Genomic DNA, 19,003 nt, shown 5'->3' on the forward strand with positions numbered 1-19,003 from the left:
ACTATGGAACCGAAGAAGATCACCGCGTCCGGGCTGATCTGGATCGGTGATGAAGGGGCGACGTCCAACGCGCTGCTAGTTCCGGTGGAGGTGGTGACTCCCGCGTTGAACCACAATGAGGAGGAGATCTTCGACCGCCTGTTCGGTGCGGAGGAATTGAAGGTGGCGAAGATGGAAGATTCGCTAGACGAGAATGGGGTCCTAGACATCGACGCCGATCCGCATCGGTTCCATGTCCGGATCCCGTCGAGATTGGGAGGGAAGCCGGTCACGGCGAAGCTTGGGACATCGGGGAACTTAGGACTGGGATACAACGATCCGGTGACGGAGATCCCGCTGACGGCGAATCCGTTCCAGCAGGAATCGCAATCGCAGTTGTTGGTGTCCGACGAGGTGGACGACAACGCGGACGTTCAGGACGAACAACCGGGTGACCGGACCCACCGGATCATGCCGTATGGGGATGTGGAGATCAGCGAGGTCAAGATCGGATCGGTTAGATATCCGCTCAGCATGAAAGTGCGGGTAAAGCCGCAAAGGATCGCCGAAGTGAGGGTGATTTTCGTCGGGACGGCGAGTGCCTATCAGGGAGAATTCACCGAATTTATCAAGGTCGCCAAAGAACGATTTGCTCAGTCTGGAATCCATCTGGATGTTGATACGAAATCGATACCCGCACCGACCACGATAAATGAAGATGATTTTCATCATGACGATGGCGTGGCAAATAATCATTACGGCGGAGGTAATCTTATTCACCAGAATATGAAGGATGTCGTTGCATTGGCGGATTCAACGGAAGGTGTCGGTCTGCGGACGTTCACTCTTTTTGTCGTGAACAGAATAACTGGAGGTGATGTCGCCGGTCGTGCATTCACCAAAAAATACACCGCTCCAATCGACCAGCCATACACGAATAGGGCGGTCCTATCAGCTGAGCATATCATTGAGAATCCACAGGATCCGGGAAATCCTAGAAAATATACTTTAGGTCATGAATTGGGTCACTTGCTCACCAATGATGGTCACTACGGCGGCGAATACGGAGGGACGAATCTTCCTTTATACAAGATTCGGCAGAATCTGATGAAAGAAAACCCCGATCCGGTTGATGCGCTGGATGGGCCGAAGCGACTTACCATCGAACAGGAAAAGAAGATCAAAAAAACCTTAGATGATTTAAATAAATGAAAGTGTTCCGTATTTTTCAATTCCTGCTGATATACACCTCGGTTATCTCATCCGGTGTCTATTCGGCAACGATTTATCCTGAATCGGAAGATCCCAATGAGTTCTCCCGCCAAGTGGAAGAGTTTATAATCGCCCGATCAAGCTCCGGCGGACTAAGAGATGTTTACGACCGCACCAATGAAAATTTGCTGAAGGAAGATAAACGCGATTGGGAAGAGACCTTCGCGCGAATGATGAGAAAACCACAAGATTACGGAATCAATCGATCATTTTTGGCCTTTGAGGCGGCACGTTTCAGGGGCAAAGCAAAGGACGCTAGGATCGTCGCCGCCCTTCCACCACTGCTGAGTGCGTGCATTCAAGATGCGGAAGAAAGATATAGCCGCTATGCAGCACAAGGTAAATCCGACTATCCGTTGATCCGTGCCGGGCTAGCAGGGTTCATACCCGGTGCCCTCGAATCTGGTTCACCTGAAATCCTCCAGTCTATCCTTGATTTCATGATTTCACCAGCCGACCAGCGTATTAATCTAACGGAAAGCAAGTCGACGGACCACGTTGTTTCCGCGCTTCAGGAATATGGTAATCCAAATCACATCGAAGCGGCCACAATACTTTCCGAAAAACTTCGCGAAAAAGGCAAGGCAGATATTGCCGATGACATCGTACGGTCCGTGGAACGCATCAAGAAGCACGCTGGAAGGAAACAAGCCACCTCAACCGGAAGAACCGGCGAATCATCCAATGACGCTTCCACTCCGGATGGCGAAGCAACGAAATCCGCCAGCGAAAAGCCCCTGTGGCCATGGATTGCCGCCGGGGGGGCGCTCATCGCCGCGCTGGTGGCGTATCTCAGGATGAAACGCACCCAAGCCTGATTTCCACAATCCTTTTCCCGCTCACTCCTCAACCGGCACGGCCCGGAGGGCGGGACGCTCCTCTTCCACGGGCAGTGCCCTGCGGATGCGGGGCTCTTCCTGGACGGGGACGGCGCGGCGGGGTGGTTCCTCGCGCTGCGCGGGGCGGGGTGAGGGGGAATCCTGTACCGGCCTGGCACGCGGGGCGGCGGGCGGCTCGTTGAGATCTTCCTCGCGCACGATCTGCGCCCGCGCTGGGTGGATGGGGCAGAGGTCTTCGCGGGGCAGGGCGATGTCGGCGGGCACGGAGTCGTTGTAGGCGGTGCCCGCTTCCTCGCAGCCGGCGGTGGCGCGTTTGCTGGAAAGCCGGCACAGGCGGCAATCGACCAGATTGACCTTGGTGGTGAGGTTGCCCGCCTTGTAGCCCAGCCGGTCCGCGGTCTTCATGATGTCCACCCATACCGGCAGGGCGAGGGTGCCGCCGTAGCCACCCTGGATGGTCTTTTTCGGCTGGTCGAAGCCGACCCACACCGCGCAGGTGAGGGAGGAGGTGTATCCGGCGAACCAGGCGTCCTTGAAGTCGTTCGTCGTTCCCGTCTTGCCGCCGCAGGGTTTGTCAAAGCCCAGCTTCTTGACGGAGGCGGCGGTGCCGGTGGAGGTCACCTGGTTGAGGATCTTCGAAATGGACCACGCGGAGCCGGAGGACGCGGCCTGGTAGGAGAGCGGCTGATTCGGGTAGAGGACGTTGCCTTCCTTGTCCTTGATCTCGGAGATCAGGTAGGTGCGGTAGCGCACGCCGTCATTCGGGAAAATGGTGTAGGCACTGGCGATCTGGCGTGGGGTGGCTTCCCACGCGCCCAGGAAGGAGGCGGGGTTCTCCGGCATCGGCGTGCTGAAGCCCACCATGCGGCTGAATTCCTTCACCTTGCCGATGCCCGCGTAGTTCCCCACGCGGATGGACATGGTGTTCCGGGAGCGGATCAGGCCGTAGGAAACCGGCTCCATGCCGCCGAATTTCCCGTCGGAGTTCGCGGGACGCCAGTTGCCCCCGCCCTTGATCTCTCCGGGTAGCAGCGGTCCGTCGCTGATGCGGGTGTCCGGCCGCAGGCCCTCGTCGAAGGCGGCCAGATAGACGAAGGGTTTGAAAAGCGAGCCGATCTGGCGGAGCGCCTGCGTCGCCCGGTTGTAGCGGGATTCATCCGCATCCCGTCCGCCCACCACGGCCAGGATCGCCCCGGTGCGGTTCTCCACCACCACCGCCGCGCCCTGGATGTAGTCCGGCTCCTTGCCCAGCCGCTTGTCCTCCGGCAGGTCGCGCCACGCGCCGCGGGTGCGGTGCGGGTAGCCGGAGTAGCGCTCCACCTCGCGCAGTTTCTTGTCCAGCGCCTCCTCACCCCGCTGCTGGATGCGCATGTCGATGGTGGTGACGATGGTCAGGCCCCCCAGCTCGATGTTTTCCTTCTCCAGAATGATCTCCAGGTCATTCCGGATGGCATCCATGGCGTAGGATTCCTCATGTTCCCGGCGCCACATCGGGCGCACGGAGATTTCGTCCTTCTTGGCGGTGTCCGCCTGTTCGCGGGTGATCGCCTTCGCCGCCACCATCCGGTCCAGCGTGGTGTCCCGCTCCCGCCGGGATGCTTCCATGTTTTTGAAAGGATTGTAGGCATCCGGCCCCCGGACGATGCCTGCCAGCAGCGCGGATTCCGACAGGGTCAGTTGCGACGGGTGCTTCTCGAAGTAGATCCGGGAGGCCTCGCCGATGCCCTTGATCTGCCGCCCCCAGTTGATCTGGTTGATGTAGGCTTCCAGGATCTCGTCTTTTTTCATCCGCTTTTCGATGCGGAAGGCGATGCCGATCTCGAGGAACTTCCGGTCCAGTTGTTTGATCCGGTCGCCGTTTTCGCCCCGCTTCAGTTGGAAGATGTCGGAGGAAAGCTGCTGGGTGATGGTGGATGCGCCCTGCCGCTTGCCCTGCAGGTTCATGATGACCGCCCGGCCGATGCCGATGAGGTCGATCGCGCCGTGCTTGTGGAACCGCTCGTCCTCCCGGGCGAGGATCGCCTTGCGGAAATCCTCCGAAACCTGCTTCAGCGGGACGATCGAGCGCTTTTCTCCGTGGATCCGCCCGATTTCCTGACCCTGGCGGTCGAGGATGATCGAGCGTTCCGGCATCGCATGCAGTCTGGAAAGATCATAGCGGGAGGCGCGGAAGCCATAGACCACCGCCAGCACGCCCAGGCCGTAGAGTCCGGCGACCAGCGGATACCCCACCATCCGGGACAGGAGCCGCACGGGGGTTCCGAAGGGCCGCGTCAGCGCGTTGAACAGGTGGAAAGGCCAGAAGATCAACAGCGAGAGCAATCCCGGCGAGCTGCGGCGACGGTTCGAATCAGACGGGTTGCGTTTTGGCATCGGCATGTGAAGATTAGCGCGTCATGGAACAAGGTTCCACCTCAGATTGCGGGAGAGACGAAACATTCGTTTCGCGCCGCTGTTGAACTATTAAAACGATGAAGACGCCCCTCGTATTCACCCTGGTTCTGGGATGGTCGCTGGCATGGCTGGCAGCCCGGGAGCCTGCCCGGAACATTGAAGACCTGATGAATCTGGAGCGGAAGGTTTCCGATGTCGCCATCAAGGCGATGCCGGCGACGGTGGCCCTGGTTTCCGACAAGCTCGGCTCGTCCGGTTCCGGTGTGATCGTCAGCGAGGACGGCCTGATCCTGACCGCCGCCCACGTCATCCAGGGGGCGAAGGAAATCAGCGTCGTCTTTCCGAATGGCAGGCAGACGGAGGGCAAGGTGCTGGGTGCCAACTATTCGAAGGACATCGGCATGGTCCAGATCCTGGAGAAAGGCCCGTGGCCGCACATGGAGCAAGGGGTTTCCAAAAGCCTTGAGGCCGGGGATTGGGTCGTGGCGATGGGGCATGCCGCCGGCTACGATGCCGCGCGCACCCCACCCATCCGCTTCGGGCGGGTGATGTCAAAGGGGCCGGGGAATTTCCTGACGACGGATTGCAAGCTCATCGGCGGTGACTCCGGCGGGCCGCTTTATGATCTGGAGGGCCGCGTGGTCGGGATCAATTCCTCCATCGGTGTTTCGCTCCAGAACAACAACCATGCCGGGATCGACGGATTCAAGGCGGACTGGGAACGGCTGCTGGCCGGTGAGTCGTGGGGGGAACTCCAGATGAACCCGCTGATGAACCAGGAGCGTCCGGTGCTGGGCATCAGGACGGCGGAAACCAGGGGGCGGGGCGTCGGTGTCTCCAGCGTGAGCCAGGATGGCCCGGCCGCCAAGGCGGGGCTCAAACGCTATGATGTCATCGTCTCCATCGATGGGACCGAGATCCGCGACCGCTCGGATCTTGAGGAAAACCTCATCAAACGGCAGGCGGGGGACAAGGTGAAGGTCGGCGTCATCCGGGATGACAGGACCCTCGAACTGGAGGCCGAACTTGTGACGCTGGAGTCGCTGACGAAGAAATAAATGAAACCGTTTCCGAAAATGAAACCACTTCCCCTGCTTTTGTCCCTCCTCCTGGTGCCAGGGCTGTTGCCCGCCCAGTTCCCGGGCCAGCGGCAACAGCGGGAGGAGGTTGATATCCCCCTGCTCACCCCCGCCGAGCGGAAGACCGTGGAACAGCAGCGCGAGGAATTCGCCAAGGCGGTTGGCCCCGCCCTTTCCGCCGCCTCCAGATCAACCGTCCGCATCTGGTACAAGGGGCCGCGCCGTGAGGTCAGGGCCGCGTATGGCACCGTGATCGGGGATGGCACGAAGATCCTCACGAAATGGAGCCAGGTCATGAAGGCGGTGGACGACTTTCGCGTGGAGGACGGGAACCGGGAGGTCCGTCCTGTTAAAATCACCGGCGTGTACAAGGAGGAGGACCTCGCCATCCTCACCATCGAGGGTGCCCCGCTCACCCCGGTGAAGTGGACCGCAGCTCCCCTGGATCTCGGCGGCTTCCTCGTCGCCGCCCAGCCGGACGGCCGTCCGGCCGGCTACGGGGTGGTCAGTGTGCTGGAGCGGAATCTCCGCACGGAGAGCCGTGGCTTTTTGGGGGTTACCGGGGATGTCAATCACAGCGGCACCGGCGTGAAGATCGGTGGTGTGACCGAAGGCTCCGGAGCGGGTGCGGCGGGCCTCAAGGCCGGAGATGTGATTCTGAAAGTGGGTGACCGGGAGATTTCCGGCTTCAGCGAACTCCAGAACGCCCTCTGGGGAGCGAAGCCGGGCACCGAGGTCGAACTCACCATCCGCAAGGGAAACCGTGAGGAAAACGTCAAGGTCATCCTCGGCAGCCGTCCGGAAATGCAGCAGTTCGCGGAGGGCAGGCTCATGCAGATGGAGCGGATGGGCAGCCGCCTCAATGAGGTGCGGGATGAATTTTCCAGCGTGGTCGAGACGGACATGGTCATCGAGCCGGAACAGGCCGGTGGTCCGGTGGCCAACCTCAAGGGGGAAGTGGTGGGCATCACCATGTCACGCTCCGGGCGCACCCGTTCCTACGTCATGCCCGCCGCGGCGATCGAGGTCTTGTTGAAGCAGGCCTCCACGGATCCCGCGCTCGCCGCCACCGAACGCAACGAGGAGCGGGAGCAGCAGCTCGCCCTGCGGGCGCGTGAGGCCCAGGGCGCCCCACGTGCCAGGATCGTGGAGCCGGATGAGTTCCAGAAAATGCAGCGTCACCAAAGTGACATGGGCAAGCTCGCGGAGCGCATCCAGTCGGAGCTGGAGGCACTGGAGAGAGGGGAATGAAACAAAAACGGCGGCCGTGGCAGGCCGCCGCTTTCCGGTTCCCGGGATCAGAGGCAGATCCGGCGGAACAGCACGTCCAGCGGGAGCTGCATGCCGATGTAGAAGTCCCCGAACTCGGCATACCGGGCGGACACTTCGTCAAAGCGCATTTCGTACACGATCGCCTTCACGTCGATGGTGTCCTTCGCCAGCAGGGTGACACCCCATTCATATTCATCCAGGCCGGTTGAGCCGGTGATGAGCTGGAGGATCCGGCCGGAATACGTGCGGCCCACGCGGGCGTGGCCGCTCATCAGTTCGCGGCGTGCATCGTAGTCCAGGGAGTACCAGTTGTCGTTGCCGGTGCGGCGCTTGGACATCGGGTAGAAGCAGATCACCGGCCAGTCAGGCAGCACCGGGTAGAGCCGGTGTTTCAGGTAGTGGGCCATCCGCTCGTCGAACTCCTTGAGTGCCTTTTCGAACTCCTCGCTTCCTTCCGTGAGGCCCTTTTCGGCGACCAGCGTTTCCGCGGCGTATTGCTCGCGGGTGGTGGTGTATTCGGAGCTTTCCGTCTGGGAAAGGTAGGAATAGGCCGGGGTCAGGATCTCCGGTCCCAGGGAAAGCGTGAGTTGCTTTTCATAGGCATTCGCCACCTGGAGGTCCGGGGTCAGCAGCATGAAGCCGAGATCCGCCTTCGGTGTCGCCACGGAGAAGATCAACAGGTGGGTGTCCGGGGTGGCGCGGATTTCCTGGACCAGTTCGGTCAGGCGGGTCTTCGCCTGGCGCTTCTCCTCATCGCTGAAAAGCGACCACTGGGCATGGTCAACGTGGTAGAACAGGTGCATGACGTGCCAGCCTTCGCGCGGCACGATCGGGGTGATTTCCTTCGAGGACATGATTCAGCGTCGTTGGGTTGAAATGGGGATTTCGAAGATCTTCTTGAATTCGTTGCCGGAGGCATTTTCGGAAGTTCCTTCGAGAACTTCAATCTTCCATGGTTTGGTTTCGCCCGTGCGGTAGGCGGCGAACATCCCCTGGTCATCAAAGCCGGCGGTGGCCACGATGGTCACGGTTCCCTTTCCGTTCACGGGGCGCGTCACCCCATCGCCCACGATCGCGCCATCGGAGTCGCGGAAAAGGACGCGGACGGCGCCAGGCCCGCCGGAGACGCCCAGCTCCACCACCGGCAGCAACAAGGTGCCGCGCCGGACCGTTTCCCCGCCTGAGATGTCCGGTTCACGCCAATAGCTGCTGATTTTGTCGGCGGAGATGATCTTTCCGGCGATGGGCAGATCCCCCGGCGTGAGGGGCTTCGGATCTTCGGGGATCTTGTTCACCGAGTAGGCCAGGAAAAAGAGAAGGCCGCCCAACACCAGGGCAAGGAATCCGGCCAAACCCATCCGCTCCACCTTTGAGAGGCTCCTGGAAAGCTCCTTCACCGCGTTGGAGACGGGTGCCGCCGGGCTTGGGGCTTCCTCGTCCTCCACCGGTCCGGGCTTGGTGGTGGACGCTTCGGCATCCGCGTCCCCCGGGGTCTCTGTCCCGCTTCCGGGTGGGGTTGTTCCTTCGGTGGAGTCCGGCGCATCCTGGGTTCCTGCATTCCCAGTGGCGGATTTTTCCAAATCGGCGAAAGCCTCGTCGGGAGCTGTGGCAGTGGTGGTCCGGTCGGAAAGCCCGTCGTCGCCCCCGTCTGCCGGGGCCTGGGGTTGTGGCCGTTTTTTCGGCGGGGATTGCTTGAAAACCAGATCCCGGCGGGTGCTGCGGGGGGTGATGGGAAGCGTGGTGCGGCCTTCCTGGTTCTTTCCTGTCTCCCCGGCGGAGGGTTCCTCCACCTCCGGAGCGTCCGGCTCGGAGGTTGCTGCGGGGGCGGGTTCGTCCAGATCCCAGAGATCCTTTTCCAGGGCGTCTTCGGCACGGTTCTCCTTGATGAAACCGCGGCGCGGTTTGGAGCGTTTGCCGTCGGATTGGGGGTCGGGCTCGGGTTTCATGGGTGCGGGGGGAAGTTATGGACTGGCCGGATGGATAGCCAGAGAGAAAGGCAGGGGCCGGAAATTGTAAATTTCCAGTTGCAAGGCTGGCCCGCCGCCTGCATCCAGAGCACAGCAATCTGTTGAACCTCATGGCGGACATCGAAGACAAGAATGTGGAGAACGTATCCGGCAAGTTCTACGTGGACAGCCAGTGCATCGACTGCGATCTGTGCCGGGAAACCGCACCGAACAACTTCACCCGTGCGGATGACGAGGGGTATTCCTTCGTCTACAAGCAGCCGGAGAACGAAGAGGAGGAATCCCAGTGCGTGGAGGCCATGGAAGGCTGCCCGGTCGAAGCCATCGGTGACAATGGCTAGACCCCCCAGAAAGCGGGGGAGTGGAGATACAGCGCGGCACGCGGCCATCCGCGAGGAAATCCTGCGCGAATGGCGCGGCGGGGATGAGGCGGACGACCTCACCGCCGGGATCCACCTGGCCTCGAAGTGGGTGGATGCCGTCCTCCGGGCCACCGGCACCCATGACGGCCTCCATGAAGACCAGGTCCGGAGCGCCTGGAAGGAGCTCGCCGGTGATTTCATTTCACGCCACGCGGAGCCGGTATCGGTCAAGGACGGCCATCTGGTCCTGCGGGTGACCCAGCCCGCGATGCGCTTCCATCTGGAGCAGATGAAGCCCATGCTGCTCACCCGCATCCGCGAGCAGCTCGGTGCGGAGCGGATCAAATCCGTCAAATTCACTCTGGGCTGAACCGATCCCATGTTCCGCAATCTCATTTTCGACTGGTCCGGCACCATCGTGGACGACCTCGGCCCGGTTATAGAGGCCACTAATTTCGTCCTCGGGAAATACGGCATCGGTCCCATGGACCGGGAGGAGTTCCGGCGGCGGTTCCGCCTGCCCTACCGGGAGTTCTATGACGAGCTGCTGCCCGGCATCGCCCTGGAGGAGCTGGAGGAACATTTCCGCCCGGCCTTCGACGGGGCGACGTCCACGGTCTTCGTCCTTCCGCACGCCCGGGAGAAGCTCGACTGGTGCCGGGAGCTGGGCATCCGCACCTTCGTCCTCACCTCCATGGATGCCGTCGCCTTCGCCCGGCAGTTGGATGAGTTCGGCCTGAAAGGCCACTTCGAGGCGACCTACGCCGGCGTGCTGGACAAGCGCCAGTTGATCCACCGCATTCTGGAAACCCACGGCCTCGCCCCGGAGGAAACCGCCTTCGTCGGGGACATGATCCATGATGTGGAGACGGCCCGGCACGCGGGCATCGCCTCCATCGCCGTGCTCACCGGCTACAATCATCCGGAGGTGCTCGCCGCCGTCCGCCCGGACCTCACCGTGCCGGATCTGGGCGTGCTGCGGGGTGTCCTGTCGAAGCGGAAATCCTCCCGTCCCGTCTCCACCGTCGGCGCGCTGGTCCATGACGGTGCCGGAAAGGTGCTCATGATCCGCACCCACAAGTGGGGGAACCGCTGGGGCATCCCCGGCGGGAAGATCGAGCGGGGTGAGCCATCCGAGGATGCCCTCCGGCGTGAGTTGAGGGAGGAGACCGGATTGGAAATTTCGGACATCCGCTTCGTCATGGTGCAGGACTGCATCGACTCGCCCGAGTTCATGCGGCCGGAGCATTTCATCCTGCTGAACTACGTCGCACGGGCATCCGGCACGGACGTCACCCTCAACGATGAGGCCCAGGAATACCGCTGGGTTTCCCCGGCGGAGGCCTTCGGACTGGATCTGAACGAACCCACGCGCCTCCTGCTCCAGGAAATCCTTTCCAAGAACCTGCTGCCATGACCCAGCCCGACCAGATCGAGATCCGCCGCCTCAAGGTTTCCGCCCACATCGGTGTGCCGGATGAGGAACGGGCGGAGGCGCAGACCCTCCTGCTCACCATCCGGATGACGCCCAGCCGCAGCTTCGATGACCTGGCAGACGATATTTCCCGGACCACCGACTACTACGCCGTGTCATTGGAGATCGAGGCGCTCGCCGCGGAGAAACCGCGCCGCCTGATCGAGACGCTCGCGGTGGAGGTCGCGGAACACCTTCTGACACATCATCCTTTGGAACGTGTGGCGGTCAGCATTGAAAAGCATATCCTCCCCAACACGGAGTGCGTCGCGGTGCATGTTGAGCGGGGGAGGTGAGCTTGCCCAAATTTCTTGTCACCGCAGCGCCGGATCTGATATAGGCGTGATCGATGTCCAACCACTCCACCTCTGGATGGATGTCGCACGGGCGGATGGTCGGGATACTGGCGGCGGTCGTGCTGGTCGGTTCATCACTCGGATGGTTTGGCTCCGCCGCCGCTGTGAAGGTCATTCCATCGCTGGCGGAAGCCCCGCAAAAATCATCCGGCGGGGAAGTTCCGGAAGGCGGTGCGGAACCCCAAGGTAAATGGAAGACGGGGGAACGTCCTGCAAAGCCGCCGGGAAGAAAGCCGCTGTCCCGGGAGGAGATCGCAAAATTCGCGGCGGAAGATGAGAAATTCCGCGCGGAGGCATGGCAGCCTTTTTGGGACGCCGTGCATCGGGAAGCGGAGAGCAATCCCAAGCTGCGCGCTATTCTGGACCTGAGGGAGAGTCTGAGTGGAGATTCCAAGGCGTATGGCGACTTCCGCCGTAGCCTGCGCGATTGGGAGATGGCCGCGGAAGGCATTCAGGAGAAAACCGCACGCAACGGGATGTTTTTCGTCGTGGATGATACCGCTGACCTGCTGTGGAAGATATCCTGGTGGCAGGATGAAAGATTCCGCTCATTCATGGATCCGGATGACATACAGGTCCGGCGGAATCTGGCGAAGGACCTGGTGGACCATGACATCGACCCCCGCGGACTCTTGGGTGAGCCTGCGGAGGCGCGGGCGGCGATCGAGGTGATAGAGCGGCAGTTGCTGGAAAAATTCCACAATGCGGTGGCCGCCAGTGGGACTCCGCGGGATCTTTTCAACGAAACAAACCTGAGGCTGATGGCCAACAGCCATCACTACGGACTCTTGTACGCCGAAATCCTGAAAGAGGTGAGTACGGAAACAAAAGCGCTCGAAAAGACGGCACATCAGGAGATAGCCGCCTACCGGAAGGAGGCCGAAGAGCGGATGCGGGGCGGATCCCCATGATGAAACCATGAACCAGCCCTCATCATCATCTTTCTCCCGCTTCGGGTGGCTCGTTGGCGTCGTGGCGGTTGTTTCAGTCATCGCGGGCTCCGGCTCGTTCTTCGCCGTCCGGCAACTTGGACATGGAAGCGGAGGGACGGAAAAAGGTGGGCAGGCTTCCACTTCCCCGCTGGTCGTCCCGCCGGATCGCCGTGCCCCGGTATCTTCTTCCAAGCGCGATCTCTTCGACCCCGCGAATCCCCTTTCCTCCGCGGAGTACAAGCAACTCTATGAAGAGGCACTGAAGAAAGAGGCACAATCAAATCCCGAACTCGGAAAGGTGCTCGGATTGCACGAAGCCTATCAGAAGGACAATAGGGCACTCGGTCCGATCACGGAGGGGATCAATGCATGGGTGGAGAAAGGTCAGGATGCTGCGGAGAAGACAGCACGGCGTTCGCTCTTCAATGGGATGCATTCCATCACCCACATGCTTGCGACCACCTACCAGTGGAAAGAGAAGGATTTGACCGCCATCACCGATCCTCAGGATGCATTGGCCCGCAGAAATCTCGCCAAACAGTTGATCTCCGAGGGGATCGATCCGGGGCCTCTCCTTGGAGATGTGGAGACGGCACGGGGCGCGATCGATTCCATCCACCTCCAGCTTTATGAGAAACTGGAAGCACGCGTGGCGGAGGCAGGTGCGCCCGGTGAGCTGTTCAACCAGCGAACCTTTGATCTGATGATCAACTACAGCCTCGAGGGTCATTTCAAGGCGAAGAGCTACAGGCTTGCCAGCGAAGAGACCCGGAAACTGGCGGATGCTGAATACCAGATGAGGGTGGGCGGAAAGTTGCTCCGTCCCGGTGAGCGTTGATGAGGATCGGGCATTTCCTGCGATGGAGTTCCCGGAAAAAGGGAGAACAGGGCAATACCCCCCCTCCCCCCATTGGGAGAAAAAAAACGGCGGCGGACCGCGTGGTGTTCTTTCTCCGGAACGGGGTTATGGGAAGGGGGTGACCCTCCGTGCCTTGTTTAGGGTGGCGCACGGACCTAGCCCCTGCCACTCGGTTGTCCCCCATGATGTTGTCGAGGCGGGGGTAGATGGATCTCGGCCGGATTCCCCGCGGCGTCTGTGTCCACGGGCCGGCCCGCCGGGGCATGCGGGATGTTCTCCCCAGGCCGCAGCGGTACTGTGGCCATGGTAGGTGGTGGCGGGATTTCCTGCGAGCAGGGGTTGTTCCGTTGTTGTTCCATCATGGGGATCAAACGGGGAGTTTGACAGATGGGGACGGATCTTGGTGGAGTGTGGGATGATGCGTTGGCAGGGCGTTGCGGTGGTGGCGGTGTTGCTGGCCGGAGCGTTCCTCGCGGGCCGGTGGAGCGTGGATGTGCCGGAGGCTGCGGTTGCTGGTGGTGGCGCGGAAAACAGAACGCGTGCGGGAAGTGGCACGCGCATCGAGGTGGCGGAGGATGCCACGGCACCGCGGATGCGGGTGCGGCGCGAGCGCCAGACGGATGACCGGAAGTTGAAGGCCGCGACGGCGGAGGTGCCGAAGAAGCATCTGGAGGAGATGGTGGCGGCGACCTATTTGCGCGGAGACCTGGATACGATGATGATGGGCGTGGAAGGGCAGGATGGGACGAACTTCGAAGTGGCCCTGCGGATGCTGGGCGCGGGCGAGGCGGAGCGTCGGGATGCGATGGCGGTGATGAAGCAGGCGCGCCAGGAACTGCACCAGGCGGAGCGGCGGATGATCACGGTGAAAAAGGCGGCGACGGTGCCGGACATGATCACCCTGGACCGCAGCGCGATGACGGGGGTGTCCAAAGGTGTGGCGGAAAAGGCGAAAGCCGGGCTGGAACAGGCGCTGCCACCGGGGATCTCAAAAGTGGTGCTGGAAGGGATCAGTTGGGGGACGCTCTACATGAATCCCAGGATGCCGGACGTGAGGCTGACGCTGGAAGGAACAGATGACGGCGGCATGCGGACCAGAATGTTTGACGGATACCGGGAGGATGTGGGTCTCACCCGAACGGACATTCCGAGGAATGGGGACGGGACTTATCCTGCGGAGAAGATCTTCCCGAAGTGGAAAGAACTGGTTGGAGGGATGACATTGATGCCGACGGAGGGGCAGTGATGGTTTGTCACGGAGGATGCTCCGGTGGTGATTGTGACGGAATCGGAACATGAAAAGCAGCGCGGAGGCTGCCCGGATGATGTTTTTGTCACAGCGGGAATGGATTTGATTCCCGGACCGACCATGAGAATCGACATCGTAACGGATACCTTTCTGCCGGATGTGAATGGCGTCGCCATGACGCTGGGACGGATCACCGATGGCCTCCGCGAGCGGGGGCACCGGGTCCACATCATCCGCACGGGTGAGGGGAGCGGCAACCGGGAGACGGTCGCCGCATCGATCCCGCTTCCGGGATACAAGGAGGTCCGCGTGGGTCTTCCCGGGCCATTCCGGCTGCGGAAGCGCTGGCTGAAGAAACGGCCGGATGCCGTGTATGTGGCGACGGAAAGCCCGCTTGGCAGGTCCGCGGTGAAGGCGGCGAAGACGCTGGGCATCCCGGTCGCCACCGGCTTCCACACGAATTTCCACGAGTATCTGGAACAATACCGGCTGGGTGGGCTGGAACCTGCCGCAAAGGCGTGGTTGAAGCGCTTCCACTCCGCCGCGGACTGCACGCTGGCTCCGTCTCCGGAACTGGTGGCCCGCCTGCGTGAGGAAGGTTTCCGCGAGGTGCATCTGCTGGGCCGGGGCGTGGATTCCGTCCTGTTCGCCCCTGAAAAGCGGTGCGAAGCCCTGCGTGCCTCATGGGGCGCGCGGATGGGGGTTCCGGTCGCCATCGTCGTCGGACGGGTCGCTGCGGAGAAGAACCTGGAACTGGCGATGAAGGCGTTCGAGCGCATGTGCCAGACCGTGCCGGATCTGCGCTGCGTGGTGGTGGGGGATGGCCCGGTGCGCGCGAAGCTGGAGGAAAGCCATCCATGGGTCCACTTCGCCGGGGTGAGGACGGGTGAGGATCTGGCGGCGCACTATGCCTCGGCGGATGTGCTGCTTTTCCCCAGTGAGACGGAAACCTTCGGCAACGTCCTGCTGGAAGGCATGGCGAGCGGGCTGGTGACGGTGAGCTACGACTATGCCGCCTCCGAGCGCTACGTGATGGGCGGCGTGAATGGGCTGAAAACCGAGCGTGGCGACGGTGAAGGATTCATCCGCCTGGCGGTGGAGGCGCTGGCGCAATCTCCGGAAATGAGATCCGCCGCCAGGGAGACCTCCGGCAGGCTCGGCTGGAGCGAGGTGGTCCGCGAGTTCGATGAACGCATGCAGCGCATCGCCGCGACCGGCCGCGCCGCGGACCCCATGCGGGTGAAGCGCCGCAAGCTATCCTGCCGCACGCTTTTTCTCTCCGACATCCACCTTGGCATGGCGGACTCGAAGGCGGTGGAGGTCGTCCATTTTCTGAAGCACATCCAGTGCTCGAAGCTGGTGCTCAACGGCGACATCATCGACGGCTGGGCGCTGCGCCGCGGTGGCCGCTGGAGGGGAAGACACAGCCGGGTGATCCGGAAGATCCTCAAGATGATGGAGAAGGATCATACCGAGGTGGTTTATCTCCGGGGGAACCACGATGACATTCTGGAGCGCTTCCTGCCGCTCGCCTTCGGCCGTCTCAAGGTGGCGAAGGAACACATCCACGTTTCACCCACCGGCAAGCGATACCTGGTCGTCCACGGCGATGGTTTCGACAGCGTTTCGACGAAGCACAAGTGGCTCGCCTCCATCGGTGCGGTGGGTTATGACACGCTGCTGAAGGTCAACCGCGTCTATAACAAGTGGCGCTCCTGGCGGGGGAAGGAGTATTTCTCCCTCAGCAAGCGGGTGAAGGCGAAGGTGAAGTCCGCAGTCAGCTTCGTGGACAAGTATGAGGAACTGCTCCAGGAGCTGGCCCGCCACAAGCGGTGCGAGGGCATCATCTGCGGCCACATCCACACGCCCGAGGACAAGCAGGTGGGGGACATCCACTACCTCAACTCCGGTGACTGGGTGGAAAGCCTCACGGCCATCATCGAACACCACGACGGACGCATGGAACTGGTGAAGTACGCGGACTTTTTCCAGGAGTGCGATGAGGTCGCCGAAGCAGGCGTGGTCGCCGCTGCCGTCGCGTAAGCGGAGATTTCACCGCACCTTCATCTTCGTTTCACATTCGGCTGCGATGACAGCCGCATGTTGAAACGCATCGCACTGCTGTTGGTTCCCCTGCTGGCATCCGCCGCTCCGGAAGACACGCCGGGACTGGATGGGGCGGAGGTGAAGATCCCCTACTCCGAGCTGAAGCGGCTTCTTGCCAAGGAGCCGTTGCGGGTGGAGGCCAAGGAGCCGCCGCCGGTTCTCCTGTCGGCGAAATACACGCTCATCGATGCGGATGACGGACCGCTGCTGGAGGCGGAGTTCCAGGTGGCGGCTTTCGGTGGGGCACAGGCCGCGGTACCGTTGGTGAAGTCGGGGGTGGGCATGGAGGTGATCGAGCCGGCGGATGCGAACGTCATCGTCCGTGACGGGGAGATCCAGCTTCTTTCCGACAAGCCCGGCAGGCAGCGGATCAAGGCGCGTCTTCTGCCCGTGGTGGATGGCGGGGCTTTCGTTTTTTCGCCCGCCGGATGTCCCTTGGTGACCTTCGGGGCCGGGGAGATCCGTGACGGTCGTTCCGTGCGCCTGTCATCCGGCGGAGCGGTGAGAGTGCTGGGCGCGGGCCAATCGGTTCCGCTTATCGGGATGGATGGGGAAATCGAGGTGAGGTTCCTGGGAGAGGAAGAGATGCGTGAGGCGACGAAGCCTCCGGAACCCTCCGAATGGTCATGGCATCACGAGGCACTGGTCCTGCCGGGAGAAAGCGTGATCTCGTACCGCGTGATCTCCCGGGCATCATCGGTGGCGGGTTCGGGTGTGGCGGCGTCGCTCGTCCTGCCGCCGGGTTCCCGCGCGGTGCGCGTGACGGGTGATGACCTTGCGGGGCACAGGGTGGTGGGTGGCGCCAACCGGGTGCAGACGCTGGCGGTTGATTGGAAAACCCGCGGACTGCTGGAGCGTGAGATCACGTTGTTCTACGAGGTGCCCTACCGCCCGTCGGACCGCAGTTGGAAGCTGCGGGTTCCGGCTGCGCCCGGATCGGAGGAAACGCTGGCCCGTTACTTCATCCCGGCGGTGCCCGCACTGTCCTACGCCGCGGAGGGATTGGCCGGGCCGATGTCCCCGCGGGGCCTGCCGGAGACATTGTCACGCGAGCTGAAGGGCGCTTCTTATCATGAGATCGAAGGTGTTGCGGAAGTGACGCTGGCGGTCACCCGGCTGCCGGTCGCCGCGGTGTCCGACGCCACGATGGATGATGCGGCATGGTCGGTGAAGGTGGAGCCGGACGGATCGGTGCTGTTGGAGGGCGTGATGACCGTGACCCACAGCGAGGCGGCGGCGCTCCTGTTTGACACGCCCGCCGGACTGTCCCTGTTGAAGTGCTCCGTGAACGGCCGGCCGGTCGCCCCCGTGAGCATCGAGGGAGGAAAGCTGGAACTCGCGCTTCCCGCGGAAGGCCGGCCGGCGAAGGTCGAGTGCTCCTTCACCGGTGGCATCGGTGCGCTTGATCCGGTGGAAGGCACTTTCTCAATCGGACTGCCAAAGACGCCGATGTTCATCCGCGCGCTGCAGTGGAGGATCGATCTCCCGCCCGCCTACCAAGCGGAGATTTCCGGCAATATCACGCGGGTGAAACCAACGGCGGATGATCCCCCTTCGCGGGTGGTGGTCCGGAAAAACCTGTGCCGTGACGAGCGTCCGGAAGCCCATGTGTTCTACACGCGCAAAAGCTCCGGCTTCTGATTTCTCCGATTCTCCTCCAACCCATACATTTTGACATGAAACTGATCCACATCGTCGTTTCCGTGGCCATCGTCGCCTGCACTGCCATCGCGTGGTTTTTACTCGGTTCCGTTCTTTCTGAACGCACCCGGAAATCTTCTTCGGACATGGCGGCGGAGGTCGCCGGTGTCTGGGGGCCTGCCTTGGTGCAGAAGCACCCGGAGGCATGGTTCGAAACCCCCAACGCGCCCGGCGGACGGGCGATGTTGCCGCCATCGTCGTCAAAGATCACCGTGGACCTGAAGTCGGAGCCGAAACGCCGTGGTCTGGTGTGGCACCGGACCTACCGGGTGGACTTCAGGGCGGAGTATGTTTTCACCAATCCCACGCGCATCCCGCAGACGGTCTATGTTTCGTTCCCGCTGCCGGACCACTCCGCCGGACTGAACGGCTTCCGCTTCCTGCTTGATGGAACCTCTCCGGCGGAGCAGGTTCCTGCGGCATCCGGCGGGATGGCGCGGGCGGTGGTGGTGCCCGCGCTTGGCTCGGTGACGCTGCAGGCCGGCTACGGCACGCGTGGTGCGGACAGCTTCAGTTACCGCTTTCCGGACAACCGGCGGGTGACGGGGTTCGACCTGGTGATGAGGACGGATTTCGAAGAGATCAACTTTCCCGTCGGCACCGGATCTCCGGGGGAAAGGGCGCGTAGCGGAGATGGCTGGGAACTCCGCTGGCTCTATCCGGATGTGCTCGGCGCGCCCTCCATCGGGATGGACATGCCGAACTTGCTCAACGCTGGTCCGGTCGCGGCGAGGATCGCCTTTTTCGCGCCGGTGTCGCTGCTTCTGTTCGTGGTGGTGGTGCTGCTGATCGCCGCGCTGAAAGGGGTGCCGCTGCACCCGGTGCATGTGTTCTTCGTCTCGGCGGGCTTCTTCGCCTTCCACCTGTTGTTCGCCTATCTGGTGGATCTGCTGCCGCTGCCACCGGCTTTCGGGATCGCGACGGTTGTCTCCGTGATGCTGGTGTGCGGCTACCTGAAGGCCGTCGGTGGACGGACCCTGTTCAGGATCGCGCTGCCCGCCCAGCTCGGCTACCTGGTGTTGTTCAGCCTGTCGTTTTTCTTCGATGGTCTGACGGGCATCACACTGACGGTCTGCGCGGTGCTGACGCTGGCCTTGCTGATGGCATTGACGGCCAAGGTGGACTGGAGGGCGTTTGAAAAGGGGCGTGCCGCATGAAAAAA

Annotated in this window: 17 protein-coding genes; 14 read left to right on the plus strand and 3 right to left on the minus strand. The window is 62.0% G+C overall.

The annotated features are described in order from the left end of the window. Both KF712_21460 and KF712_21465 read left to right on the plus strand, forming a co-directional pair. Positions 1-1,191, plus strand: a 1,191-nt coding sequence (locus KF712_21460; GenBank protein MBX3743568.1) for a hypothetical protein, incomplete at its 5' end; no start/stop codon positions are given. Then, complete coding sequence (locus KF712_21465; GenBank protein ID MBX3743569.1) at positions 1,188-2,069, plus strand: hypothetical protein; 882 nt, start codon at positions 1,188-1,190, stop codon at positions 2,067-2,069. The genes KF712_21460 and KF712_21465, both read left to right, overlap by 4 nt. Before the next feature lie 21 nt (positions 2,070-2,090). Here the strand turns inward: KF712_21465 and KF712_21470 are convergent, their stop codons facing one another. Beyond that, the gene (locus KF712_21470) at positions 2,091-4,463 is read right to left on the minus strand and encodes a transglycosylase domain-containing protein (GenBank protein ID MBX3743570.1); all 2,373 of its coding nucleotides are present in this window, start codon (positions 4,461-4,463) and stop codon (positions 2,091-2,093) included. Between the two features lie 98 nt (positions 4,464-4,561). Between KF712_21470 and KF712_21475 the strand changes: the two genes are divergently transcribed. After that, on the plus strand, positions 4,562-5,542 hold the full coding sequence (locus KF712_21475) for a trypsin-like peptidase domain-containing protein (protein ID MBX3743571.1): 981 nt from the start codon (positions 4,562-4,564) through the stop codon (positions 5,540-5,542). 18 nt (positions 5,543-5,560) lie between these two features. Continuing rightward, complete coding sequence (locus KF712_21480; GenBank protein MBX3743572.1) at positions 5,561-6,814, plus strand: PDZ domain-containing protein; 1,254 nt, start codon at positions 5,561-5,563, stop codon at positions 6,812-6,814. A gap of 47 nt (positions 6,815-6,861) precedes the next feature. Here KF712_21480 and KF712_21485 read toward each other — a convergent pair whose 3' ends face one another. Beyond that, positions 6,862-7,689, minus strand: a complete 828-nt coding sequence (locus KF712_21485; GenBank protein MBX3743573.1) for a heme-dependent peroxidase — start codon at positions 7,687-7,689, stop codon at positions 6,862-6,864. Between the two features lie 3 nt (positions 7,690-7,692). Next, entirely contained in the window at positions 7,693-8,781 is a 1,089-nt protein-coding gene (locus KF712_21490; GenBank protein ID MBX3743574.1) for a hypothetical protein, read from the minus strand. Between the two features lie 131 nt (positions 8,782-8,912). On the opposite strand from KF712_21490, the gene KF712_21495 reads away from it, so the two are divergent. The 10 genes from KF712_21495 (at position 8,913) to KF712_21540 (ending at position 18,998) form a co-directional block, all read left to right on the plus strand. After that, on the plus strand, positions 8,913-9,143 hold the full coding sequence (locus KF712_21495) for a ferredoxin (GenBank protein MBX3743575.1): 231 nt from the start codon (positions 8,913-8,915) through the stop codon (positions 9,141-9,143). After that, the gene (locus KF712_21500; GenBank protein ID MBX3743576.1) at positions 9,136-9,534 is read left to right on the plus strand and encodes a DUF721 domain-containing protein; all 399 of its coding nucleotides are present in this window, start codon (positions 9,136-9,138) and stop codon (positions 9,532-9,534) included. The genes KF712_21495 and KF712_21500 overlap by 8 nt, the downstream gene beginning before the upstream one ends. 9 nt (positions 9,535-9,543) lie before the next feature. After that, positions 9,544-10,581: an NUDIX domain-containing protein gene (locus KF712_21505; GenBank protein ID MBX3743577.1), complete on the plus strand. Its 1,038-nt coding sequence runs from the start codon at positions 9,544-9,546 to the stop codon at positions 10,579-10,581. Next, on the plus strand, positions 10,578-10,934 hold the full coding sequence (locus KF712_21510; GenBank protein MBX3743578.1) for a dihydroneopterin aldolase: 357 nt from the start codon (positions 10,578-10,580) through the stop codon (positions 10,932-10,934). The genes KF712_21505 and KF712_21510 overlap by 4 nt, the downstream gene beginning before the upstream one ends. A gap of 53 nt (positions 10,935-10,987) precedes the next feature. Then, positions 10,988-11,905 (plus strand): hypothetical protein, encoded by a 918-nt coding sequence (locus KF712_21515; protein ID MBX3743579.1) that lies wholly within the window; start codon positions 10,988-10,990, stop codon positions 11,903-11,905. 7 nt (positions 11,906-11,912) lie between these two features. Beyond that, the gene (locus KF712_21520; GenBank protein MBX3743580.1) at positions 11,913-12,764 is read left to right on the plus strand and encodes a hypothetical protein; all 852 of its coding nucleotides are present in this window, start codon (positions 11,913-11,915) and stop codon (positions 12,762-12,764) included. 436 nt (positions 12,765-13,200) lie between these two features. Beyond that, the gene (locus KF712_21525; protein ID MBX3743581.1) at positions 13,201-14,031 is read left to right on the plus strand and encodes a hypothetical protein; all 831 of its coding nucleotides are present in this window, start codon (positions 13,201-13,203) and stop codon (positions 14,029-14,031) included. 123 nt (positions 14,032-14,154) lie between these two features. Further along, positions 14,155-16,077, plus strand: coding sequence for a glycosyltransferase (locus tag KF712_21530; protein MBX3743582.1), 1,923 nt, complete (start codon positions 14,155-14,157; stop codon positions 16,075-16,077). A 57-nt stretch (positions 16,078-16,134) separates the two neighbouring features. Beyond that, on the plus strand, positions 16,135-17,781 hold the full coding sequence (locus KF712_21535; GenBank protein ID MBX3743583.1) for a hypothetical protein: 1,647 nt from the start codon (positions 16,135-16,137) through the stop codon (positions 17,779-17,781). 35 nt (positions 17,782-17,816) lie between these two features. Continuing rightward, complete coding sequence (locus tag KF712_21540) at positions 17,817-18,998, plus strand: inner membrane CreD family protein (protein MBX3743584.1); 1,182 nt, start codon at positions 17,817-17,819, stop codon at positions 18,996-18,998. Positions 18,999-19,003: the final 5 nt, after the last annotated feature.

Source organism: Akkermansiaceae bacterium (assembly GCA_019634595.1).
Lineage (GTDB): Bacteria > Verrucomicrobiota > Verrucomicrobiia > Verrucomicrobiales > Akkermansiaceae > Luteolibacter.

Bases quoted from the DNA above. Each gene is read 5' to 3' on its own strand.
- KF712_21510 (MBX3743578.1), top strand. From the start codon at position 10,578: ATGACCCAGCCCGACCAGATCGAGATCCGCCGCCTCAAGGTTTCCGCC.
- KF712_21490 (MBX3743574.1), bottom strand. From the start codon at position 8,781: ATGAAACCCGAGCCCGACCCCCAATCCGACGGCAAACGCTCCAAACCG.
- KF712_21475 (MBX3743571.1), top strand. From the start codon at position 4,562: ATGAAGACGCCCCTCGTATTCACCCTGGTTCTGGGATGGTCGCTGGCA.
- KF712_21485 (MBX3743573.1), bottom strand. From the start codon at position 7,689: ATGTCCTCGAAGGAAATCACCCCGATCGTGCCGCGCGAAGGCTGGCAC.
- KF712_21505 (MBX3743577.1), top strand. From the start codon at position 9,544: ATGTTCCGCAATCTCATTTTCGACTGGTCCGGCACCATCGTGGACGAC.
- KF712_21525 (MBX3743581.1), top strand. From the start codon at position 13,201: ATGATGCGTTGGCAGGGCGTTGCGGTGGTGGCGGTGTTGCTGGCCGGA.
- KF712_21520 (MBX3743580.1), top strand. From the start codon at position 11,913: ATGAACCAGCCCTCATCATCATCTTTCTCCCGCTTCGGGTGGCTCGTT.
- KF712_21515 (MBX3743579.1), top strand. From the start codon at position 10,988: ATGTCCAACCACTCCACCTCTGGATGGATGTCGCACGGGCGGATGGTC.
- KF712_21495 (MBX3743575.1), top strand. From the start codon at position 8,913: ATGGCGGACATCGAAGACAAGAATGTGGAGAACGTATCCGGCAAGTTC.
- KF712_21465 (MBX3743569.1), top strand. From the start codon at position 1,188: ATGAAAGTGTTCCGTATTTTTCAATTCCTGCTGATATACACCTCGGTT.
- KF712_21535 (MBX3743583.1), top strand. From the start codon at position 16,135: ATGTTGAAACGCATCGCACTGCTGTTGGTTCCCCTGCTGGCATCCGCC.
- KF712_21530 (MBX3743582.1), top strand. From the start codon at position 14,155: ATGAGAATCGACATCGTAACGGATACCTTTCTGCCGGATGTGAATGGC.
- KF712_21480 (MBX3743572.1), top strand. From the start codon at position 5,561: ATGAAACCACTTCCCCTGCTTTTGTCCCTCCTCCTGGTGCCAGGGCTG.
- KF712_21540 (MBX3743584.1), top strand. From the start codon at position 17,817: ATGAAACTGATCCACATCGTCGTTTCCGTGGCCATCGTCGCCTGCACT.
- KF712_21500 (MBX3743576.1), top strand. From the start codon at position 9,136: ATGGCTAGACCCCCCAGAAAGCGGGGGAGTGGAGATACAGCGCGGCAC.
- KF712_21470 (MBX3743570.1), bottom strand. From the start codon at position 4,463: ATGCCAAAACGCAACCCGTCTGATTCGAACCGTCGCCGCAGCTCGCCG.